The sequence below is a fragment of the Frankia sp. AgB32 genome (assembly GCF_023243045.1).
Lineage (GTDB): Bacteria > Actinomycetota > Actinomycetes > Frankiales > Frankiaceae > Frankia.
The window spans coordinates 20,910-43,753 of the sequence record NZ_JALKFX010000050.1 but is presented as its reverse complement, the minus strand read 5'-3'; the positions used below and the strand labels follow the sequence as shown (position 1 = coordinate 43,753).

General features: G+C 70.6%; 16 protein-coding genes and 1 pseudogene. 8 read left to right on the top strand and 9 right to left on the bottom strand.

Annotation, left to right across the window (positions count from 1 at the left end; translation table 11 throughout):
- The first annotated feature begins 139 nt into the window (after positions 1 to 139).
- The 3 genes from MXD60_RS16575 (at position 140) to MXD60_RS16565 (ending at position 3,767) form a co-directional block, all read left to right on the top strand.
- Positions 140 to 1,102: a hypothetical protein gene (locus MXD60_RS16575; RefSeq protein ID WP_248820157.1), complete on the top strand. Its 963-nt coding sequence runs from the start codon at positions 140 to 142 to the stop codon at positions 1,100 to 1,102.
- Positions 1,103 to 1,104: 2 nt separating this feature from the next.
- The gene (locus MXD60_RS16570; protein WP_248820156.1) at positions 1,105 to 2,274 is read left to right on the top strand and encodes a hypothetical protein; all 1,170 of its coding nucleotides are present in this window, start codon (positions 1,105 to 1,107) and stop codon (positions 2,272 to 2,274) included.
- Between the two features lie 173 nt (positions 2,275 to 2,447).
- Positions 2,448 to 3,767 (top strand): CopD family protein, encoded by a 1,320-nt coding sequence (locus MXD60_RS16565; protein WP_248820155.1) that lies wholly within the window; start codon positions 2,448 to 2,450, stop codon positions 3,765 to 3,767.
- Positions 3,768 to 3,791: 24 nt separating this feature from the next.
- Here the strand turns inward: MXD60_RS16565 and MXD60_RS16560 are convergent, their stop codons facing one another.
- The 4 genes and pseudogenes from MXD60_RS16560 to MXD60_RS16545 form a co-directional block, all read right to left on the bottom strand.
- The gene (locus MXD60_RS16560; RefSeq protein WP_248820153.1) at positions 3,792 to 4,412 is read right to left on the bottom strand and encodes a hypothetical protein; all 621 of its coding nucleotides are present in this window, start codon (positions 4,410 to 4,412) and stop codon (positions 3,792 to 3,794) included.
- A gap of 305 nt (positions 4,413 to 4,717) precedes the next feature.
- On the bottom strand, positions 4,718 to 8,215 hold the full coding sequence (locus MXD60_RS16555) for a protein kinase domain-containing protein (RefSeq protein WP_248820151.1): 3,498 nt from the start codon (positions 8,213 to 8,215) through the stop codon (positions 4,718 to 4,720).
- 278 nt (positions 8,216 to 8,493) lie between these two features.
- A complete protein-coding gene (locus tag MXD60_RS16550; RefSeq protein WP_248820149.1) occupies positions 8,494 to 9,030 on the bottom strand; it encodes a hypothetical protein in 537 nt (178 codons plus the stop codon).
- A 394-nt stretch (positions 9,031 to 9,424) separates the two neighbouring features.
- Positions 9,425 to 9,517, bottom strand: a pseudogene (locus MXD60_RS16545) (SAM-dependent methyltransferase); the annotation flags it as partial.
- Between the two features lie 295 nt (positions 9,518 to 9,812).
- Between MXD60_RS16545 and rph the strand changes: the two are divergent.
- Positions 9,813 to 12,410, top strand: coding sequence for a rifamycin-inactivating phosphotransferase (rph, locus tag MXD60_RS16540; RefSeq protein WP_248820147.1), 2,598 nt, complete (start codon positions 9,813 to 9,815; stop codon positions 12,408 to 12,410).
- Between the two features lie 133 nt (positions 12,411 to 12,543).
- Positions 12,544 to 13,167 (top strand): GNAT family N-acetyltransferase, encoded by a 624-nt coding sequence (locus MXD60_RS16535; protein WP_248820145.1) that lies wholly within the window; start codon positions 12,544 to 12,546, stop codon positions 13,165 to 13,167.
- A gap of 348 nt (positions 13,168 to 13,515) precedes the next feature.
- Here MXD60_RS16535 and MXD60_RS16530 read toward each other — a convergent pair whose 3' ends face one another.
- The 3 genes from MXD60_RS16530 to MXD60_RS16520 all read right to left on the bottom strand — a co-directional run bounded on the left by MXD60_RS16530 (position 13,516) and on the right by MXD60_RS16520 (position 16,738).
- Positions 13,516 to 14,022, bottom strand: a complete 507-nt coding sequence (locus MXD60_RS16530) for a MarR family winged helix-turn-helix transcriptional regulator (protein ID WP_248820144.1) — start codon at positions 14,020 to 14,022, stop codon at positions 13,516 to 13,518.
- Entirely contained in the window at positions 14,019 to 15,566 is a 1,548-nt protein-coding gene (locus MXD60_RS16525) for an MFS transporter (RefSeq protein WP_248820143.1), read from the bottom strand. Before MXD60_RS16525 ends, MXD60_RS16530 begins: the two co-directional genes overlap by 4 nt.
- Positions 15,567 to 15,667: 101 nt before the next feature.
- Positions 15,668 to 16,738: a YihY/virulence factor BrkB family protein gene (locus MXD60_RS16520; RefSeq protein ID WP_248820142.1), complete on the bottom strand. Its 1,071-nt coding sequence runs from the start codon at positions 16,736 to 16,738 to the stop codon at positions 15,668 to 15,670.
- A 511-nt stretch (positions 16,739 to 17,249) separates the two neighbouring features.
- Here MXD60_RS16520 and MXD60_RS16515 point away from each other — a divergent pair.
- On the top strand, positions 17,250 to 18,089 hold the full coding sequence (locus MXD60_RS16515) for a methyltransferase domain-containing protein (protein WP_248820141.1): 840 nt from the start codon (positions 17,250 to 17,252) through the stop codon (positions 18,087 to 18,089).
- A gap of 127 nt (positions 18,090 to 18,216) precedes the next feature.
- Complete coding sequence (locus MXD60_RS16510; protein WP_248820140.1) at positions 18,217 to 19,431, top strand: zinc-dependent alcohol dehydrogenase; 1,215 nt, start codon at positions 18,217 to 18,219, stop codon at positions 19,429 to 19,431.
- 125 nt (positions 19,432 to 19,556) lie between these two features.
- Here the strand turns inward: MXD60_RS16510 and MXD60_RS16505 are convergent, their stop codons facing one another.
- Both MXD60_RS16505 and MXD60_RS16500 read right to left on the bottom strand, forming a co-directional pair.
- Positions 19,557 to 20,465 carry a LysR family transcriptional regulator gene (locus MXD60_RS16505; RefSeq protein WP_248820139.1) on the bottom strand — a complete coding sequence of 303 codons (909 nt, stop codon included), beginning with the start codon at positions 20,463 to 20,465 and terminating at the stop codon, positions 19,557 to 19,559.
- Positions 20,466 to 20,604: 139 nt separating this feature from the next.
- On the bottom strand, positions 20,605 to 21,075 hold the full coding sequence (locus MXD60_RS16500) for a hypothetical protein (RefSeq protein ID WP_518468094.1): 471 nt from the start codon (positions 21,073 to 21,075) through the stop codon (positions 20,605 to 20,607).
- Positions 21,076 to 21,641: 566 nt separating this feature from the next.
- On the opposite strand from MXD60_RS16500, the gene rlmB reads away from it, so the two are divergent.
- Positions 21,642 to 22,706 (top strand): 23S rRNA (guanosine(2251)-2'-O)-methyltransferase RlmB, encoded by a 1,065-nt coding sequence (gene rlmB / locus MXD60_RS16495; protein ID WP_248820138.1) that lies wholly within the window; start codon positions 21,642 to 21,644, stop codon positions 22,704 to 22,706.
- Positions 22,707 to 22,844: the final 138 nt, after the last annotated feature.

Genomic DNA, 22,844 nt, shown 5'->3' with positions numbered 1-22,844 from the left:
CTTCCTGCTGCTGAGCTGTCCCATTTCCGCGTCATTCGTGGATTTCTCTCTGCTTACTGCCGGCGCTTCCGCCGTGCATTCATGACATGGGCACACACGACTCAGGTCGCTCGCGAGGCGGCGTCGGGAGGAGATTGCGATGACCCTTGGCTACATTCTTGGTGGCGGTATCAGCCATGACACGGGCGCGGGCGCGGAACTGTACGAGCAGTTCCCGGTGATGCGCGCCGCCTACGACGAGGTCGCGCTGTGGACCGGCCTGACCGTGGCGCAGATCCGCACCGACCCGCTGCCTGAGGAGCAGGAGCCGCGCCAGTCGATCGGGTCGATCCGCCAGGCCGTGCTCGCCCTCGGTATCCACGACATTCTCGCCGAGGCGGGTATTCATCCGGGTGCCGCGGGCGGGCTCAGCCTCGGCGCGATGACCAGCAGCTGCCTGGCGGGCGCCCTCGACCGGCAGACGTTCTTCCAGCTGTTGCAGTACACCCGCGAGACCCCGCCACCCGCCGCCGACGCTCCCGCCCAGGGCCTGGCTCTGGCGTTCATCCCGGTCGACGAGGACCCCGGCGCCTACTACGAGCCGGCCAGGGCCGGCGTCTACCTGGCCGGCGACTTCGGGCTGGCCTTCGACCACACCAAGCAGATGCTGATGCTAGCCGGCTACCGGGAGCCGCTGGAAGCGCTGGCCGCCGAGGTCACCCCGGGCACCGTCGTGGTGCTGCCCGGTGTCACGGCGGGTGTGCACAGCCCGCTGCGGACCCAGGCCAACGACTTCATGGCGCCCTATCTCGCCGCGACGGACTTCCGTAGGCCCGCGATCCCGCTCGTGTCCTGCCTCGAAGAGCGGACCCTGACCACCGCGGAGGAGGTGCGTGACCTGTTCGTGCGCAATGCCGTGACCCCGATCAGCATGGTCCACCTGATCTCCGGCCTGGCCGCCAACGGCACCGAGCTCGGCGTCGTCGTCGGGCCGGCAGTGCCCGAGGGCGTCATCGCGTTTCCCTTCCCGGTCGTCCACGTCGAGAAGCCCGAGCACGTCGCCGACCTCACCGCCGCCATCTACGACCTGGGAGTCGCCCTGCCCGTCCCACAAGGGGCCTGACGGTGTCCGCCGCCGCCGACACCAGTGCCCCAGCCGACCGCACCGCCTCACCGGCGGCCGGGATCCCGCCGGCCCGCGTCGTCCCGACGGACAGTCGTCTTGCCGGCCTGCCCCACCCCACGCTGACCGACGACTGGCTGGCCCAGGACATCGATGCCTGGACGAGGCGGGTCGTGCGCCGTCATTTCGACCCGGAGGACGGCAGCCCCTACTGGCTCGCGCGCGCCGGCGAGCTGCCCTTCGACCCACGTGACATCACCCGTTACGACGAGCTCGTCGAGTTCGACGCGTTTCCACTGGAGCTGCTGCGCACCGCGGATCCGACCACCCTGGTGCCGCAGGCGGTACCCCGGCCGCTGACCGGGCGGATCTGGGAGTCCGGCGGCACCACCGGCACACCCTGCCGCGTGTACTACACCGAGGACATGCTGGTTCACCGCGGCGTGTGGCGGCGGTGGTCGTTCCTCGCCGAGGGTTTCGAGCCTCGCCGCCGCTGGCTGCACGCCGCGCCCACCGGCCCGCACCTGATCGGCAACGGCTGCTGGGAGATCTCCGAGCTGTACGCGTCGGTGGTCTACGGCGTCGACATGGACCCGCGCTGGATCAAGCGGCTCATCCGCGCCGGCCGGCTCGCCGACGCCGGTGCCTACACCGACCACCTGCTCGAACAGATCACCGATGTCCTCACCACCCAGCGGGTCGACTACCTCAACACCACCCCGGCGCTGTTCCAGGTGCTGGTCCGCCGCCGACCCGAACTTGCCGCGGCCCTCGCCGGGGTGCGGCTCAGCGGTACCCAGATCAGCCCGGCGATGTACCGGGAGTTCGCCGGGATCCTCGGCGGCGCGCCCTGCGGGCTGAGCTACGGCAACACCTTCGGCAACGCCGCCGGCCTGCCCTACGAGCCGGATCACGACCTGCTGCCCTACGCCCCGAACTACCCACAGGTCACGATGGCGGTGGTCGACAAGACGGACTGGCGGCGCACCGTCGGCTACGGTGAGGGCGGCCAGGTGCGGCTCACCGTTCTGCACGACGACCTGTTCCTGCCCAACGTCCTTGAACGCGATCAGGCCGTCCGTTACGACGCCGGTGACCGTTGGCCCAGCGATGGCGTGGCGAACGTGCGGCCGCTGCAGATCGCCCAGTCCGCCCCGGAAGGGCTGTACTGACCGCTGCCGGCGAACCGGAAGGGCGCCAGTGACGGCGCAGGTCAGGCTAGGTGACACGGAGCAGGGCAGTTGCAGGTTCAACGATCTGGGCGTCTGTCTTCCCACATTGAACGGCAGCTTAGGGGTGCCTAACCTCGGTTCCGCCAGCTCGGGAACCACGGAGGTGATGCACCATGCCAGCCGCATCCGTCGCGTCGGTGACGGCGCTGCCCGCGCCGTCGACGCCACTGGGGCCGTTCCAGGACAGCGCACTGTCCTGGGCCACCTGGATCACCCTGATGGGCTTCGTCGGGATCGCCGCGCTGGCGCTGTTCGCCGCCGGTCCCGCGGCGCGGCGCGCGGCACCCGGCGCGCTCGCCGCCGTGACCTCCCGGCTGGCAACGGCGGCCGTGGTACTCGGCGTGCTGGCGGTACCCGCGGTGTGGAGCGAGCGCGCCCATGACTCCGCCGCGTCCGGCGGCTTCGACTACGGCGCGGCCTGGGACCAGCTCTACACCGAGGGCGGTCCCGGGCTGCTGTTCGGCCTCGAGATCACGCTCAGCCTGGTCGGCGCCGCACTGCTGGTGCCGCTGACCGTGCGTTCGCTCGCGGCGGGACCGGCGCGGCCCGGGCTGCTCGCCGCCGGGCTGCTCGCCGGCGCCGTCAGTCTGTGGACGACGAAGCTGCCCGTGTCCTGGCCGGACGGACGGACCGCCGTCGAGACCGGGATGTGGATCCTGCACCTCACCGGCGGTGCCTGCTGGCTCGGCGGCCTCGCCGGCCTGGTGTTGCTCGCCCTGCCCGGCGCTCTGCGCGGCGCACCCGGGACCGGACCGGCGGCGGCCGACGGGGAGGTCGGACGCGCGGCCTTCTGGTCGGTGACGATCCGGCGGTACTCCGCGGTCGCGATGGGTTGCGTGGCAACAATCGGACTGTCCGGACTGTTCTTGTACTGGGAGCATGTCGACGGCCCCAGCCAGCTCGTCAGCACGATGTACGGCCGCGTCCTCGGCGTGAAGATCCTGATTTTCGGAACGCTGCTGGTCCTCGGGGCGGTCAACCAGTTCTTCCTGCACCCCCGGATCGAGGCGCTGCGCGCGGCCGACGACGAACGTCCGCTGCGCACGATTCTCACCCGGCATTTCCCGGTCGTCGTCGGCATCGAGCTGCTGCTGGTCGCCGCCGTCCTGTTCGTCGCGCCGTTCCTGCACGGCTCCGCCCGCAACCAGGCCTTCCAGGCCGACGCGGCGAAGCACGCCACCTCGGCCACCGCGACCCTGCCGACGCTGGAAGCCAAGTCGGCCAGCACCTCCACGTGGATCTGGGGCAGCCTGGAGACGGTCGCCGTCATCGCCGTCATGACCGCCGGCTACCGGGTATCGGGACGCGCCGCCGCCCGCCGCGCCGCACCCCCGGCGACGCCCGACCGCCCGCACGATCCCGACCGCCGGCACGACTCCGACCGCCCGCGCGACTCCGAGCTCATCGCCGACCGCGGCGACTCCCATCGCTGACGCGCCGCGCCCACGCCCGGCCGCTCAGCGCCGCCCGAGCAGCCCCACGACCCGGGGGAGAACCACCGCGTTCCACCCCATCATGTCCATGGACATCGCCGGGCTGGAGTTTCGCCGGCCGTCCTCGGCATCACCCGACCCGGCCGTCCAGACCCGAGCCTGTCCCTGGTGCAGGTCGGCGTGCACGATCCGGCTCCACGGCACGGTCCGCGCGAACGGGCGGCGTGGCCGCAGACCCTCGGCGTCCGCGTTGATCCGCGCCGCCGGGCTGCTGCCGAAGGTCACCGTCTGCCCGGCGGTGACGGCGCGGGCGGCCGCCGCCGCGATCGCCGGGCAGACCACCGCCTCCAGCACCTCGACGACCTGCCCGTACAGCCGCCGGCTGTCCGCCAGTTCGGTGCCGCGTTTGTAGGCGTCGAACGTGAACAGGCACGTCTCGTCGCCCTGGCCGACGCCGATCCGATAGCTGGCCTGGTTGATGCGCGCGGCGGACCGGTAGACGACGCGGTCCACGGCCGCGAGCTCGAACGCCCGCCCGCCGATGCTGATCGTCCGGTCGGTCACGACGAGATCCTGCTTCTTGCCGTGAATGACCGTGCCGCCCGGCGGAACCATGTTCGCGGGATTGGTGGCTGACGCACTCATCGTGTCTCCAGTATGTTGTGCCGGCCTGGCTGCCGCGGAGTTCGACGTTAACCCCGGAAATGCCGGTGGCACGCTGGACGACGGCCTCGAGCGTGGTCGCGACGCCGACACCCCGTTGTCCGAACCGTTCGCGCACCATCGACGTGACAACTCGCGCGGGCCCACGGTTTTTGTGGGGTCGGTGACCTGCGTGCACAGCCTGCGCGCGCACGCCCCGGAGGTCGCCGTCGCAGCAGACCGATGGTCGAGGCCGATGGTCGCCGGCAGAGCGCTGATTGCCTGCCGGCTGACCGACAGGCGCGCTGTCAGGGGGAGAGCGGGCGAGGGGTAACGGTGGCGAGGACGGTCCGCGGATGGTCGGCATCCAGCTCGATCAGAGGAATCGGGCGACCGTAGGACTCGCCGGTCTGGGAGTCGATCTCGAAGGTCCCGCTTGCGCCTGGAATGCTGCTGTTCTGTGTGTTGAGGAGCCTCAGCGCATCCCGCACCTGCTCTTTCGTGGGAAGCGTCGCGGACTGCCCGGTGACCGCGCGAATCGCTTTGGTTGCGGTCGCCATCGCGTCGTGTGTGAGGATGGCCCACCCGTCGTCCAGATCGGCCGGGCTGAACCCCTGGCCCAAGAAGTCAGCCTTGAAGCGGCTGTACTGGGCGAAGTTCGTGGTGCTGGTCCAGTGGCTGTCGCCGAGCGCCAGCGGGCTGGAGGTCGCGGCGTAGATGACCGATACCGGCGCGTCGCCTGAAAGTGACCGGGGGAGCGTCAGGCTGGACGCGTCGCCGCCGGTGAGAATGGTGACCGGGCCGCGGGCGCAGCTGCGTTGCCGGAGGTGACTGATGAGGATGGAAAGCCCGTTGGTGCGACCGGCATAGAAGATCGTCTGTGGCGGATTGGGTCCACAGAAAATGTTGTTCGTAATAAGGTCGAAAATGTTGCCGACGCCTTTCGTGGTCCCGATGTAAGGGACAGGAACGGGTCGTGACCTCAGGTAGCTTCCGAGCATCTGGGTGAAATCCGTCGTGAGGGAGGAGGTGTAGAGATCGTCGGGATTTCCGTCGCTGAGCAGCGCCGCATCTCGCAGATCTGGGCGGGTCTTGAGATAGGACGCGAGTGCGGAAACCTCGTCGCTGACGGTCGGCGTGGCTCGAACGAATCCAGGGATACCCGCGGTGACGCCGTCGGCGGTGATGACGGATCCGACCATGCCGATTTCGGCCTGCGCCACCGCCCGCGCCGTATTCACGCTGGGCGTGATGCTTATCCCGAGACCCACGACCGCGACCAGTCGCTCGGCCACCGCTCTGGACCTGAGCATCTCCACCACCGGCTGCCAGGCCTGCTCCGTCTCGCCCTGGTTGGCAAGCAGGAGTCGGATCGACGGACTGTCCCCGAGGTAGCCGTTGTTGTTCGCTCGGATCTGGGCCGTATATGCTCCCTCCAGCTCGCTGCGGATCCGTCCGATCATGATATCGCTGGTGGCTGCGGTTGTCCTGGTTTCGGTCAGCGGTGCAACGAGGGCGATAGTGACATAATTCCCCCCGTCGACCACTTTTGTGTTTTCTGTGAGAATCTTCTTCTCGATATCTTGCAGGCGACTGTCGAAAGGATAGAATCCGTCGGTCACCCCGACACAGTCGGTACCCGACCGCAGCAGATTGGAGTGGGTGCATGAATCCGGGGGCGGACCTGGCTTCCGGTTACGAGTACCGGTCAGCAGGATCGCTGCCGCCGCGACGGCCGCCACGGTGACAAGGGCGACGAGGGAGATCACCGCGTTGCGCCCTGTCCGGCGCGGCCGCCGGCGCCTGAACCAGCCGGAACCCCCGTCGATATCCTGCCGGCGGGTTGCCTCATCCTGTACGTCTGCGCTGAGGCTCACCTGGACACCCGATCGCGTGAGCCAGTCCGAACCGTAGCTGTCGCGTGCGGCCGCGGCGAGGTGCAGGGCGAACTCCCGCGCGGACTGCTGGCGGTTCCTCGGCTCCTTGGCCAACGCGCGCATCACGACGTCCGCGACTGCTCGAGGCGTGTCGGGAGGCGGGGGAGGGGTGACCCCCAGGTGGTGATGGTATAGCGCCGCCAGCGGCAGATCGGGGCCGAACATGGGGGATCCGCTGAGAAGCTCGTAAAGCATGACGGCCAGGGAGTACAGATCGGTGGCCGGCCCGGGCTTCTCCCCGCGGAACTGTTCGGGCGCCATGTATCTAGGTGTTCCCATGACAGCGCTTGAGGTCGCAGTTGAGCCGTCGAACATCCTAGCGATGCCGAAATCGGTCACCTTGACCAGACCGTGCTCGTCGAAGAGCACGTTGGCCGGCTTGATGTCGAGGTGCAGGACATTGTGGTCGTGCACGTGCCGCAGGGCCTCGGCCACCGCAAGCCCCACCGCGCAGGCACCGAGTCCGGACAGGTCCCGTTGCTGCACGCGCCGCCCAAGCGTCCCGCCGGTCAACAGCTCCATGACGATGATCTGGAGCTTGTCGTCCTCGTGGTAGTCATAGAATCGCGCCAGGTGGGGATGGCGCAGCCTGTCCAGCACGTCCGCCTCGAAAGCGAATCGGGCCCGAGCGTCCTCCTGCGGCGCCGACAGAACCTTGACCGCGACCTCCCGTCGACGCCGGGTGTCGAGGCCCGCGAGGACCACCCCGAAGCTCCCCGCACCCAGGCGCTCGCCGATCTGATAGCCGCTTCCCAGGAGGCGGCCGACCTGCTCTGCGAAATCGGCAGGCTTGCCTGGAAACGGTTCGTCGTCCTCTGCGGGAGTCGGTGCCGCGGCCTGCAGAACGTCTCCTGGCCAGGTCATGTCCTGCGCCAACGCCGGCGGCTGAAGCCCTCGCACCGCCCTGACAAGTCGGAGACGTGCCTCCTGTTCACCGAGGCCGAGGAAGTCAACTCTCGACAGCCGATCGAAGAGTGGCGGCACAGCTGTCGGGGCGACCAGCACGGGCACCAGAAGATCGTTCTCCCGACGCCCACGGAGTAGTGCGGCCTCGCGCTCCTCTCCTACGTACGATTCCGGAGCAAAATATGCCGGAGATATAACCATCACAATTCGCTGCGCGCTGGCCAGCCCTTTGTCCATACGACCCAGAAAGCTTTCCCCGGGCTGCACGGACCATTCGTCGTACTCGACGGTATGGCCTTCTCGGCGTAATTCCTGGGCGATCCAGCGCGCCCATCGGCGGTCCGGTCCCGCCACGCTGATGAAGACGTTGAGTGAGCCGTTCTGTTGATCATCCCCCGTGGGCATGCGTACAGGATGCCACAGGCCGCGTGGCCCATACTTACGGGGTACGGGGGAATACTCGTTCCGGTCTGGGGAGACGGCCACCAACCAGCTTTCAGGGTGCAATGGCCCGATGGTATCAGGACCTACATGCCGGTGCTGGCAGCTCCAGCCTCCGATAACGGCCGCTCCGACGGCGAGGAGGTGACGGTTTGGGGTGCCGTGTAGATGTTGACCTGGTCGTCTCTCAGATCGGGCCGATCTTGGCGTCGGGCCGCCGGCGGCGCACGGGGGGAATGCCAGGATCGACGAGGCCGAGGCTGTCGAAGAACTGGGCGAGGTCGTCCTTGCCGCGTGGTTGGACGGTGATCCCCTGGGCCGGTAGGCCAGCGCGCCCTGGTTGCTCATCGCCGGGTCGAAATCGGTGGTGCCGTGGCTGAGCGCGAGGTAGCGGCCCGGGGTGAGGATGTTGGGCGGTTCGGGTGGGACGAGGGTCGTGTCGACGTCGCGCAGGTCGGCGTCGAGGTAGGCGGGGGTGCCGGTGAACCGGGCGCGGGCGTGGGCGAGGACCAGCGGTACCACACCACCCCTCGGTCACACACGACACGAGTCGGCGGTGACCACCTCGCCCGTGTACAGGCGGTTCTGGTGGCTCGGCGCCACGGAGGGCTTGCAGGAGCAACAGGGCGCGCTGGTGGAGGCGGTCCCGAGCGTTGGGATGCGGCCATCAGCCAGTCGGGAGACGAGAAGACTCACGGCCGGACGCTTCCCCAGGCGGGTCACACGTATGTCTGGAACGGGCTACCGCCCCGAGGCGCCGATGTCTCGGGGCGGTGCGACGGTCCAGTCTCGCGCTGGCGTTATCCTGTGATCTTCACTTCGGGACCAAAGTACGGTTTGCTCTCCGAGCCGGGCAGGACGGCACCTGGAAAGCGACCCTTGCCTTGGACTGTCGCGAGGTTGTTGGAACGAACATCAACTGAAAGGCGATAGCTGTTGGAGCCCTTGCGAAGTGCGATCTGGAGCGGAGGAAAAACGCGGACCCCGTTGGTCGGAATCTCATCGTAGGTATATTGCTTCGAGATTCCTTCCCATGAACAGTCGGTGTACCAGAGTTGCTTGTGGCAGAACTTTGTCTCAAGATGGAGGGTTGCGGACAACCCACACCCCCCGTTTCTGACATCGAGCGCGATCTCACCCTCGGCGATGGCACCGCGAAGGACGGACTTGCCTTCTGAATTGATCGCGGGTGGGCCCGGAATGAAGCCGCGCTGCGGGCCAGCGTAGCCAGGAAAAACGAACTGTGGGCTCAATAGCCCACAGTTCGTGACGCTGTGCGGGTAGTCGACCCGGGCCGGCGGCGGTAGAGGAGCAGCGAGTGCGGCGGTCGTCGTCAACGCGAATATCGCAACAAGCAGTGCCGCTACGACCCCTATTCGGCGGTGCGCGGCGGAGGTGAATTGCATTCTCAAAGAGCCCCTTTGTTTGTGCGCGCGCTTCGGGGGACCAAAAATGCTCCGCGGCGTGGTCGGCCGCACTTGGCATGGCGGTGCCGTTCGCAACGTAATGTAGGGCGCGCTGTGGACGACCCCTTGCCAGATTTCCCCCGTGGCAAACCGTCTCGACGGTAGCTCGATGAAGGTCGTGGCATCAAGATTCAAGTACCGAAAGCTTGCCACTGTCAGCCGATGAACCTACCCGTGCCTTTTGGGACGACTTATGCTTCGTAGTGCCATGGCTGCGTCTTCGTCCCCCGATCACCACAGACGCTGGGAAAAGCCCATCCTGCACGAGCACGATTTGGTCGTGGCCGGCGTGGGCGTCGGGCGCGACGGCCTGGGCGACTTCGTGCAGGTTCGGTGAGGTCGGGATGCCGGTGCCGACAAGGCACTCTCAACGCCCGACTCGCTGGCCGCCGCGCTCCTGGCGCCTGGTTGCCGGCCGATGTGAGCTACGCAACCGCCGAGCTGTCGCGTGCGCGGCGACCGCCGGGAGATGGCGGCGCGTTCGACGCTCGGGCCGTGCCGCTCAGTTCCCGTGGGCGGCAAATGAAAAGGCGGGGAGAACCCTCTCCCTGCCACTCCTAATTTATAGCGCACCGGGGGGCTTGCGGCAAGACCCGGGTCGTGCCGCAGAATCGTCGACCGAGGCCACAACCTGCGGAAATGGAGTTATCGGATTGATCGAGCAGTATGTTCTGGATCTTCGCGAGGTCGACGAGACGCAGGTCGCGATCGTCGGCGGCAAGGGCGCGCAGCTGGGCGGGCTGTCGCGGATCGACGGCATCCGCGTGCCGGGCGGCTTCTGCGTCACGACGGACGCCTACCGGCAGATCATGGCGGCAGCGCCGTCGATCGAGGACCGGCTTGAGCAGCTGGCGCGTCTGAACCCGGACGACCGGGCGGCGATCCGCACGCTCAGCGCGCAGATTCGCCGGACCATCGAGGAGGTTGCCCTCCTTGGTGAGCTCGCGGCGGCGATCCTGCGCGCGCTCGCCCGGCTCGGCGAGCAGGCCGCCTGCGCCGTCCGCTCCAGCGCGACGGCCGAGGACCTGCCGACGGCCTCCTTCGCCGGCCAGCAGGACACGTTCCTGAACGTCGTGGGACCGGCGGCGATCCTCGAGCATGTCAGCCGGTGCTGGGGCTCGCTGTTCACCGAGCGGGCCGTGATCTACCGCCAGCGCAACGGCATCGACCACCGCACGGTCCACATGGCCGTGGTCGTGCAGCAGATGGTCCTCCCGGAGGCGGCCGGCATCCTGTTCACCGCCGACCCCCTCACGGGCAACCGGAAGGTCGCCACCGTCGACGCCGGCTTCGGTCTCGGCCACGCCCTGGTCGGCGGCCTGGTGAACCCGGATGTCTTCACGGTGCGCGACGGCAGGGTTGTCGCCAGGACGATCGCCGCCAAGCAGCGTGCCGTTCATGCCCTGCCGGCTGGCGGGACGCAGGAAGGGGCGATCGACGCGCAGCGGCAGGAGCAGCCGGCGCTGACCGATGCGCAGGTCGTGCAACTCGTGCAGCTCGGACGGCGGATCGAAGCGCATTTCGGCCGGCCGCAGGACATCGAATGGTGCCTGGCCGACGACGGCTTCCAGATCGTGCAGAGCCGCCCGATCACGACGCTGTTCCCCATCCCCGAATCCGGGGACCAGGAGAACCATGTCTACATCTCCGTCGGTCACCAGCAGATGATGACCGACGCCATGAAGCCGCTGGGGCTGTCCTTCTGGCAGATGACGACCCCCGCGCCCATGGCCGAGGCCGGCGGGCGGCTGTTCGTCGACGTCACCCAGCGGCTGGCCTCGCCGACGAGCCGGGCGGGCCTCCTGGCGGCCATGGACAGATCCGACCCGCTGCTCGGGGACGCGCTGCGGACCATCCTTGACCGCGATGGTTTCGTCCGGCCGCTTCCTGACGCGGGTCCACCCGGCCCGCTCTTCGGTAGCACGTCAGCCCCGATCGAGACCGATCCGGCGATTGTCCGCGAGCTGATAGCGGGCGGCGAGGCATCCATCGCCGCCCTGGAACGCGACATCCGGACGAAGTCCGGCGAGGCGCTGCTCGAGTTCATTGTGGCGGACATCCAGGAGCTCCGGCGGTTCCTCTTCGATCGGCGGAGCCATCAGGTGTTCATGTCGGCGATGGACGCTGCCTGCTGGCTCAACGAGCGGCTGCAGGAGTGGCTGGGCGAGAAGAACGCCGCCGACACGCTCACGCAGTCCGTGCCCCACAACGTCACATCGGAGATGGGGTTGGCGCTGCTGGATGTCGCCGACGTGATCCGCCCGCATCCGGATGTGGTGGCTTTTCTGCAGGACGTCGAGGATGACGATTTCCTGGCCAGGCTGCCCGGGCTCGCGGGCGGGCAGGAGGCGCGCGACGCCGTCGAGGCCTGGCTCGGCCAGTACGGTATGCGCTGCGTCGGCGAGATCGACATCACCCGGCCGCGTTGGCGTGAGCGCCCGTCCACGCTCGTGCCGCTGATTCTCGGCAACGTCAGGAACTTCGAGCCGGGCGAGAGCCGGCGACGTTTCGAGCAGGGCCGCCACGAGGCCTGGCAGAAGGAACAGGAGCTGCTGGAGCGCCTGCGGGCCCTGCCGGACGGTCCGGGCAGGGCCGAGGAGACCAAGCGGATGATTGACCGTGTCCGGACCTTTATCGGATACCGGGAGTATCCGAAGTACGGCATGGTCAGCCGCTACTTCGCATACAGGCAGGCCCTGCTGGCGGAAGCCGAGCGTCTCGCGCAGGCCAAGGTGCTTCGCGAGAAGGAGGACATCTTCTACCTCACGTTCCAGGAGCTCCATGACGTCGTGCGCTCGAAGCAGGTGGATGACGACCTCATCGGGCAGCGCAAGGACACGTTCCGGACGTACCAGGCGCTGACCCCGCCCCGGGTCCTCACCTCCGACGGCGAGGCCGTCACCGGGGCGTACCGGCGCGACGACGTGCCCGCCGGTGCGCTGATCGGCCTGCCGGTCTCCGCCGGGACCATCGAGGGACGGGCCCGCGTCATCCTCGACCTGGCGCAGGCCGATCTCGAGACGGGCGACATCCTGGTCACCGTCTACACCGACCCCAGCTGGTCGCCGCTGTTCGTCGGAATCACCGGCCTGGTGACGGAGGTCGGCGGCCTGATGACCCACGGCGCGGTGATCGCCCGGGAGTACGGCCTGCCGGCCGTCGTCGGCGTGGAGCAGGCCACCCGGCTGATCCGCGACGGCCAGCGGATCCGCGTGCACGGAACCGACGGATACGTCGAGATCCTGCCCTGACCGACCGCACCGGGAAAACCCTGCGGAGCGTGCCCTCGCGGTGCGGGCCCTGTGCCGGAACCGCTCGACGGCGGTCGTAGTCTGCGCCTCAACATCGACTGCTGGACGTTGACGAACAGGACGGACTGCCGACATGGAACGCTGGGGGAGGACGCCGACGCTGCGCGGCGAGCATGTTCTGCTGCGCCCGACCCTCCCGTCGGACGCGACGCCACTCGCCGTCGCCCACGATGACGACGCGACCCTTGAGTTCTTCCCCCACGGGATCGACTCGGAGCCGCCCTCGCCGGCGACCCTGGCCCACATGCTCGCCGCGCCCGGCCGCCAGACCCTGACGCAGATCGACCTGGGATCGGGCGCGGTCATCGGCACCACCGCCCTGTACAACCTGAACCCGGAACGTCGCTGCCTGACCATCGGCTACACCTGGCTGTCCAGCTCCGCCCGCGGAAAGCCCTTCAACGCCGAGGCGAAACTCCTCCTGCTGACCCACTCGTTCGAAACCCTCGAGGCCGTCAGGGTCGAGTTCAACGTCGACGACCGCAACACCCGCTCCCGCCGCGCGGTCCTGGCGCTAGGCACATCCCAGGAAGGGATCCTGCGCAAACACGCGAGAAGACGCGAGGGCTCGTGGCGCGACACGGTCGTCTTCTCAATTGTCGACGACGAATGGCCCGCCGTCTACCGCCGCCTCACCGCCCGCGTGAACACCCTCGGCTCCCCACTCCCTGAAGACCGCCCCTCCCGCTGGACCTGACAGACGGAGACCAGAGGCGTAAACGATCTACCTTTTCGGGCTTGGTTGAATATCTTGTGTATGCCGACTTGTGGCACTACCCGGACGCCACCCGGCAGCGCGCCGTGGCTCTCACCGATGTGGTGCAGCCACGGGCTGTCGCCGGCCAGGCCGCGGGGCCGGGCGGACAGGCGGGGAACGGTGCCGTCCCCGCCCTCGTCCGCACTGCCGATCATGATGTCGGGGTCGAGCCGGCCGGCGCGGGCGGGACGGGCCGTTGTCGGGACGGGCCGGCGACACGACCGCTCCAGCTCCCAGTGGTGACGGCTCGGGTAGGTGGGTCAGGCGGCGATGGCGGGGGAGGCGCGGTCAGGCGGTGGCGTCCGGGTCGCCGGCGAGGGTGTCGGTGATGCGGTCGAGGGTGGCGAGGTCGGCGGGGGGCAGTTGCAGCAGTGCCTCCGGCGGGTCGTTGAGGATCCGCTCGGCGCGGTGGGCGGTGTCGCGGCCGGCGTCGGTCAGCTCGACCACGCGGCGGCGGCGGTCGTCCGGGTCGACGGTGCGCAGGACCAGCTGCCGGCGCTCCAGCTCGTCGACGACGATGGTGGTGTAAGGGCGGTCGGTGGCCAGGGAGACAGCGAGTTCGTGCATCGTGCTCGGCCCGCGGGACAGCCGCAGCAGCGCCTTGACGCGGATGAAGCTGAGGTCGAGGGTCTCGCAGACCTCGCGGCGGCGGCTGTGGCGGTCGAGGACCATCGTCCGCATCCGCCGCCAGACCCGCTCGGCCGCGGCGGCCGCCTCACCGCCGGTCCCATCCCCGCCGGTCCCATCCCCGCCGGCCGGCGCTGTCGGCGCGTCGGGGAGCTGGTCGGTCGTCACTGCGACGCGGCTGGGGTCGGCGCGACCGGAGCCGGCGCGGCCGCCATCCTGGCGGCGGCGCGCCTGGCGCGGGCCAGGGCCCAGGGGCCGGTGGTGACCAGGCCGAGGACGGCGACGACGGCGCCACAGCCGGCGATGATCCACCAGCCGGCCGGATCGGTGGGGTCGACGTGGGTGCCGCCGAGGCCCTTGCTGGCGGCGATGGAGCCGATCACGGCGACGCCGAGGGCCTGGCCGAGTTGCCTGCTCGTGGACGCCACCGCCGCGGCCACACCGGCCTGCGCGTTCGGCAGGCCGGCGACCGCCGTGGTCGTGATGGGCGCGTTGACCATGCCGAACCCTAGCCCGAACAGCGCGTAGGCGACGAACAGCAACGCCGTGCCGGTATCCGGCGCCAGCACGGTGAGCAGCACCCCGCTGGCGGCCATGCACGGGCCGGAGATCAGCAGCGACGGCCGGGGCCCGTAGGCGCCGACGAGCCGGCCGGACACCGGCGCGGCCACCGCGGTGACCGCCGCCATCGGCAGGGTGAACAGTCCGGCGTGCAGTGCGGAGAAGCCACGCACGTCCTGCAGGTAGAGCGTGTTGAGGAACAGGAAGCCGCCGAGCGCGACGAACGCGCTGACGGCGATCAGGGTGGCGCCGCTGAACGGCGGGCTGCGGAAGAACCGCATGTCGAGCACCGGGTCCGCGCGCCGGCCCGACCAGCCGGCGAACGCGGCGAGCCCGACGGCGACGGCGGCGAGCGTCCCGAGCGTCTGCGCGGACACCCAGCCGGCGGACGGCGCCTCGATCAGCGCGTAGATGAGCGCGCCGAACGACAGCGCGATCAGTAGCTGGCCGACCGGGTCGAACCGCCGGGCCCGCGCCGCCCGCGACTCGGGCACGTACAGCCTGGTCAGCACGAACGCGGCCAGCCCGACCGGCACGTTGATCCAGAAGATCGCCCGCCAGCTCGCCTGGTCGACGAGCAGACCGCCCAGCACCGGGCCGGCGGCGAGGCTCAGGCCGATGATCGCGCCCCACACGCCGATGGCCCGGGCGCGTTCGCGCGGTTCGGTGAACGTGTTGGTGATGATCGAGACGGCCACCGGGTTGAGCATCGACCCGCCGACGGCCTGCAGGGCGCGGAACCCGATCAGCCAGCGGAGGCTCGGCGCGACGCTGCACAGCAGCGAGCCGGCGGAGAACAGCACCAGGCCGGTGCGGAACACCCGGCGCCGGCCGAAGCGGTCGCCCATCGAGCCGGAGAGCATCAGCAGGCTGGCGAGGACGATGACGTAGGCGTCGATGGTCCACTGCAGGCCGGAGACGGAGGCGTGCAGGTCGCGCTGCAACGCCGGCAGCGCGACGTTGAGGATCGTGTTGTCCAGGCCGACGAGGAAAAGGCTGGAACAGCAGATCCCGAGGACCAGGTAACGCCGGCGGAGGCTGATCTCGGTGGCTGTGGACCCAGCCCCGGTCTCGGCGGGCCGCCCGGCGGCGCGATCCGCGTCGGCGGGTGCCTGGGGGAGTGTGGCTGGTCGCCGTAGCGGCATCGCCATCGGCAACTCCGATCGTTGTAGGTCTAAAACAGTTATGACGCTACAACTAAACCGTCGGCGCCGGGGGCGGGCGCGGCTGTGAGTAATCAGTCGGCGGGCGCCTACGACGGCTCGCGGGACAGGGCCGGCTCCGTTGGCCGGCTGTCGCCAGGGCCGCGCCGGCGGCGCCACGTCCGGGTGTCCCGGGGCTGCGTACAGGGCTCGGTGTGCGCGGCCAGACCGCCGAGCAGGGCCCGCTCGCGGGCGATCTCGGCGTCGAACTCCAGGCCCAGCAGGATCGACAGGTTCGACAGCCACAGCCAGATCAGGAACACGATGACGCCGGCCAGGGTGCCATAGGTCTTGTTGTAGGAACCGAAGTTCGCCACGTACACCGCGAAACCGGCCGACGCGCCGAGCCACAGGGCCACGGCGAGGATGGTGCCGGGCGTCAGCCACCGGAACCCGCGCACCCGCACGTTCGGTGCGGACCAGTACAGCAGCGAGATCATCATCGAGACCAGGATCGCCAGCGCCGGCCACTTCGCGTACGACCAGGCGTGCAGGGACGTGACATCGACGTCGAGGATCCGCCCGACCCGGTCGGCGACCCCGCCGGAGAGGACGACGATCCCGGTGCTCGCCGCGAGCAGGATCACCATCAGGATGGTCACGGCCAGCCGCAGCGGCACGACCTTCCAGACCGGGCGACCCTCGGGGATGTCGTAGACGACGTTCGCCGCCCGGATGAACGCGGCGATGTAGCTCGACGCCGACCACAGCGCGCCGACCAGCCCGACGGCGGCGAGCACGCTGCCCGTGCCGGGGCTGGCCCGGATGCCGGTGACGGAGTCGCGCACGATGTCGCGGGCCGATCCGGGCGCGAGCTGCTGCACGTTGGTCAGGATCGTGTCCGCCGCGGACTGGCTGACGAACCCGAGCGTCGAGACGAGCACCAGCAGTGCGGGGAAGATCGCCAACACGCCGTAGTAGGTCAGCGCGGCCGCCCGGTCGGGCAGCTCGTCGCCGCGGAACTCGGTCACCGTGCGGCGCAGCACCGCGAACCACGACCGCGGCCGTAGTTGCGAGGGCCGTTCGGGCGCCGCAGCCCCGCCGGGTGGCGCCTGCGGTCCCGGCCCGCCGCCCGTCGCCTCGTTGCTCTTCTGCCGGCGACGTCGCCAGGTCCCAGCCATAGGACAGTCCTTACCGCGCCGCCGCAGGCAAAACCGCGACATCGCCGAGATCGGCGCCGCCGGTCACACCACACCCACCCGGCGGCCGGTGGGCGCCGCGGCCGCTGGTCGGGATCGGTGGCCCGGGCCTCAGGTGTCCTCCGGGAATCGGGGTGTCCGGCGCGGCAGGCCACCGCCGGGCCCTTCCTCGCGGCAACACCGAATCGCCGAGGTGTACCCGCCCGATAACACGGTTCGGCGACGCCCGGCCGGTTCCCGAACGAAATTCGATGGCCCGCCGCTGATAGCGGATTCACCGCCGCGGCGGGACACCTGATGCGGGAGCATGAACGCTGGGAAGGGGGCGTCGCGATTCACGGAAGCACATTAACCCCCGCCACGGGCACACGCCCGCTACCACGGTCGGCGCAGGTCACGAGGCTCTCGGGTGGCCGTGGTCGGGTGAACGTCGGCGGGTGTGCCCCCGCCTGGCACGGTCGGGAAGGCTCCCCTGGCGATCGGAGAAAACAGCGTGCGGCACAGCGGCGAGACGCCTACCGGCGCGGCTCCTCGGGCGGAGGCGTTCCGCGACGCCGATCAAGACCGGCATTTCCGCGACGTGGTCGACGCCATTGAACTGCAGTACACCCTCCCGTCATTCCGGGCCTACAAGAACGCCGTCCTGCGGGAGCTGGCGCTGCGGCCGGGTGCCACGGTCGCGGATCTGGGGTCGGGCCTGGGCCACGATGCCGTCGCGATCGGTGCGCTCGTCGGGCCGACCGGCGCCTGCGTTGGCGTCGACCTCAGCGCCAGACTCGTCGACCTCGCCCGCGCCCGGGTGCCGGCCGGGCTGGCGAACGTCTCGTTCATCGTCGGCTCGGCCGTCGACCTCGATCTTGAGGTCGCCAGCCTGGACGCGGTGAAGGCGGACCGGCTCCTCATGCACCTCGACGAACCGCACCGGGTTCTCACGCAGGCGCACCGGGTGCTCAGGCCGGGCGGCCGCGTCGCGATCGTGGAACCCGACTGCGCCACCGTCACCATCACAAGCCCCGACCGGGCCGCGACCCGACGATTCACCGACGCCTGGTGCGACAGTTTCCGCCACGGCTGGATCGGTCGTGACCTGCCCAGGCTCGCCCGCGACGCCGGATTCCAGGACGTCGCTCTCTCCGGGTACCTCGTGGTCGCGGAGGGTTTCGCGGCCGTCGACATGCTGCTGGAGGTCAGCCGCACGGTCGCGCGCATCGAGGAGAAGGCGGAGCCGGCGCCGGGCTCCCTCACCGCCTGGCTGGATTCGCTGCGCGACCCCGCCGCCACCGACCCGGTCACGGCCACCGTCACGATGTTCCTCGTCACCGGCCGTCGCTAGCCGCCGTCCACCGACCACACACCGCACGGTCCTGCGGGCGGCGCGGCGGGTAGGGGAGGAGGGACAGGCCCGGCGCCGGGCCGCGGGCTCGGTGCGGGCAGCAGCGACGAGTACGTGAGGAGACGTCGTGAAGGCCGTCGTCTTTCATGGCCCGGGAGACATCCGCGTCGAGCAGGTGCCCGAGCCGAAGATCGTCGAACCGATGGACGCGATCGTTCGGCTGACCACCAGCGCGGTGTGCGGCACCGACCTGCACATGGTGCGCGGCACGATGCCCGGGATGCGGGAGGGCACGATCCTCGGGCACGAGGGGGTCGGCGTCGTCGAGGAGGTCGGGCGCTATGTCCGTAACTTCCGACCGGGCGACCGGGTGGTGATCCCGTCGACGATCGGCTGCGGGTCGTGTTCGTACTGCCGCGCCGGCTACTACGCGCAGTGTGACCACGCGAACCCGAACGGGCTGCAGGCCGGTTCGGCGTTCTTCGGCGGCCCGATCTCCACCGGGCCGTTCGACGGCCTGCAGGCCGAGTACGCCCGGGTGCCCTTCGCCAACGTCGGGCTGGTCTCCCTGCCCGACTCCGTCAGCGACGACCAGGCGATCATGCTGTCGGACATCTATCCGACGGGATGGTTCGGCGCGAAACTCGCAGAGGTCGGGACGGCCGACACGGTCGCGGTCTTCGGCGCCGGCCCGGTGGGGCAGTTCGCGGTGCTCTCGGCGTTCCAGCTCGGCGCCGGGCGGGTCATCGCCGTCGACCGCGTCGCCTCCCGGCTCGACGGCGCCCGCGAGCTGCACGCCGAGACCGTGAACTTCGACGATGAGGACCCGGTCGAGATGATCCGGGAGATGACCCGCGGGGTGGGCGTCGATCGGGTGATCGACGCCGTCGGCGTGGACGCGCAACGTGCCGTCACCGGCCCCGCGACCCCGGACGCGCAGGCCGACGAGGAGTTCGACACCGAACGCCGCGCCGCCACCGGCGGCGAGGACCAGCCCGCCGGGCGGAACTGGGCGGCCGGCGACGCGCCGTCACAGGTCTCCCGCTGGGCGGCGGAGTCGGTCGCCAAGGCGGGGACGATCGGGGTGGTCGGCATCTACCCCGAGACGTTCATGGCGTATCCGATCGGCATCGCGATGAACCGCAACCTGACCGTCAAGCTCGGTGTCTGCCACCACCGTCAGTACATTCCGCGGCTGCTGTCGATGGTCGAGGCGGGCACCGTCGACCCGGCCACGATCATCACCCAGCACCGGCCCGTGTCCAGTGCGATCGACGCCTACCAGGCCTTCGACCGGCACGAGGCCGGCTGGACGAAGGTCGCCCTCGACCCCGCGGCGTGACCGCCGCGGCCGGCGCGGAACCGGTAACGCCGTCCCGATGGGTGGCAGCGGTGTCCGTAGTCCTTCTGCATGCTCGCCTGTCCGGTCTGGCCGTACAGAGCGACCCTGATCCAGGAGGCGCGGGATCAGTGAGCGCGCGGTCCTGCCACCGCGTGCTCCGCCGCGGCGTCGCGTTCGCGTAGGCAAAGGGCCGTGCGGATCAGGGCGGCGAGGGCGCGGGAGCGGCTGTGCGGTGGCCAGGCGATCATCGTGGTGACCATGGGGGCATCCAGGACCGGGACGGTGGCCAGGCCGGGGTGCAGGGCTGTCCGGGGGGACAGGGGCAGGATCGCCGCCGCCTGGCCGAGCGCGATCAGCTCGTGGAGCTGGGTGTTGTCGCGCACCCGGGGGCCGGGGCCGTCCCGATAGACGCCGTCACGGTCGGGCCAGCGAGGCAGCGGCAGGCCGGGCAGCGCCGCCACGTCCGCGAGCAGCACGTGGTCGCGGTCGGCGAGGGGGGGCCCGGCCGGCAGCACGGCGACCTGATCGTGGGCGCAGAGGTCCTCGGTGTCGAAGCCGGCCGCCGAGTCGAACGGCCGGTGCAGCAGCGCCACGTCGGCCCGGCCGTCGCGCAGTACCCGTTCCTGCTCGCCGATCCCGCACAGCAGCACGTCGACGGGGACGGCCTCGGCGTCGGCCGAGTAGGCGGCGAGCAGCCTCGACACCAGTTCGGTCGACGCGCCGGCCTTGCTGACCAGGACGAGCCCCCCGCCGCCGCCGGCGCCGTCCGCGGTGAGCGCGGCCCGGCGGGTACGGCGGTCGGCCGCCTCCACCGCGTCGAGGGCGGCCCGGCCCTCGCGCAGCAGCACCGAGCCGGCGTAGGTGAGGGCGACGGCGCGGCTGGTGCGCGTCAGCAGCGTCACCCCGAGTCGCCGTTCGAGTTGGCGGATCGCCCGCGACAGCGGCGGCTGCGCGATCCCGAGCCGCTCGGCGGCGCGGCCGAAGTGAAGCTCCTCGGCGACGGCGACGAAGTATCGGAGCTCCCGCGTCTCCACTCGCCCACGGTACCGGTCCGACCGCGCCGTCCGCGCCGGACCGATACCCCGGCGGTATCGCCGCCCACTGAGACGGTCTTGGTCGCGGGGCCGTCGCACGGACAGGATGAACCCATGAGTGAACAGACAATTGCCCTGGTCACGGGCGCGAACAAGGGAATCGGCTATGAGATCGCGGCCGGCCTTGGCGCGCTGGGCTGGAGCGTCGGCGTCGCCCCCCCCCCCCCCCCCCCCCCCCGCCCCCGCGGGGGCCCCCCCCCCCCTGCCCGGATCCCGGCGTCGTGGAGACTCCGTCGCACACCACCGCGATGAGAGTGCCGTAGACGACGGCGAGTCCCATGGAGTCCTCGTTGGTGGTGTGCCGCACCCCCCGATCGCACACGCCGGCCAGCTCGCCGAGATCGATCTCGCTGTGGTCGGCGTCGCCATGGGCCGGGTCGGGGCCCGCCAGGGCATGCCCGCAGACTTCGCAGTAGCGGTCGTCGGCGTACACCGGCGCGGCGCACACGGGGCAGCGGCCGAGGTCGTCCTCGGGTTCGTACGCCCCGCTGCCCGTCATCTGGTAGGCGACGGTCGGGGCGTCGTCGTGGGAGTTGAGGTCCACGGTCATGCCGCCGGGCGGGAACACTCGCGGGCGGGCGGTGTGTGCAGAGCCATGTGCTGGGTGCCTCCTGCCCCTGCTGGTCCGGTCGTCGGAGCGGTGGTCATCACGGATTCACGCGGGATGTATTGTCCCAGCTTCGCCCGGTGCGCGTCGACGGCGGAGATCACCACTGGCGGTCCACCGCCCGGCGTGTCCTCCTCCGTCGGCACGCAACCTCAAGAGAGCGTAAGGGTCGAGTGTCGACGATGGCGGCGGCCATGCCGTCGCCGGGGCGCGGGCGCGGCCACCGCGGCGGCTGGGATCTGTCGCGCACCGGGCCCTCCTGATACGGCCATGAGCGGGCCGGGACCATCCGGGCCACCGGCGAGGGACCGCCGCATCAGGATAGGGCGCCGGACTGCTCCACGGACCGTGTCGGGGCAGGTCGACAGCGGTCCGTCCCGGCTCGGCCCCCCGGCCGGGGGCCCCTGCCGGCCCGCGGCGGCGGGCCGCGCCGTCGAATGATCCTCGCTGGCCGCCGTATACCGTAGTCGAATGGTCGTTTCAAGCGCGTCCGCCGGTCGGTGGCACTGATGGCTGGCGCAGGGCGCCGGGGCGGCGGCAGCATCGGTCGTGGGGGTCAGGGCGGGCGGGCCGGCAAGTCCGGCTCGCACCGCAAGGGTGCCGCGGCCGGCAGCGGCGGACAGGGGCGCAAGGCGCTCGAGGGCCGTGGTGCCACCCCGCCCGCGTTCATGCGCCCCGGCCACCCGGCCCAGCGCCGGGCGGCCGCGCAGGCCAAGGCCCCGCAGGTCGATGGCCGTCCGGGGGCGCCCCGCCGCACCGCGGCCGGCCGCGCCGCCGGCGCCCGGGCCGCGGCGGGGCCCGGCGCGGGCGGCGGGCGGTCCCGGCGGACCGAGGGTGACGAACTGGTCGTCGGCCGCAACGCCGTCGTCGAGGCGCTGCGGGCCGGGGTGCCCGCGTCCACCCTCTTCGTCGCCGCCGGCCTGGACTTCGACGAGCGGCTCGACGACGCCCGCCGGCTGGCCGGTCGGGCTGGGATCGCCGTCGTCGACGTCGCCCGGCCGGACCTCGACAGGATGTGCGGCACGGCGCCGCACCAGGGGCTCGCGCTGTCGGTCCCGGCATTTCGCTACACCCATCCCGACGATCTGCTCGCGCGGGCCCGTGCCGGCGCCCCCGGTCTGGTCGTCGCGCTCGACGGCGTCACCGACCCGCGCAACCTGGGCGCCGTGGTTCGCTCCGCGGCGGCCTTCGGGGCGCACGGCGTCGTGGTGCCCGAGCGCCGGGCGGCCGGGGTGACGGCCGCGGCCTGGAAGACCTCGGCCGGTGCCGCGGCCCGGCTGCCCATCGCGCGGGCCACCAACCTGTCCCGGACCCTCACCGCCTACGCCGAGGGCGGGCTTTTCGTCGTCGGGCTGGCCGCGGACGCGGCCCTGAGCCTCGACGACCTCGCCATGGCGACCGATCCGCTGGTGCTGGTGATCGGCTCGGAGGGCCGCGGGCTGGGCAGGCTGGTCGAGCAGCGCTGCGACGTGACGGTCCGGATCCCGATGGCCGGCCAGGTCGAGTCGCTCAACGCCGGGGTCGCCGCCGGTATCGCGCTGGCGGAGATCGCGCGGCGGCGCCGCGTCGCCTGACCGCGAACGGGAGGCGGTCGACGGGGGCGCGAGGCCTCCCGGTGATCGCGCGGTGCGGTTTCCCGGCTACTCCGGTGTCCACCGGTCGTGATCGGAAATCCTCACGCAGCCGAACCGTGACCGCGCATGCGCGCGAGG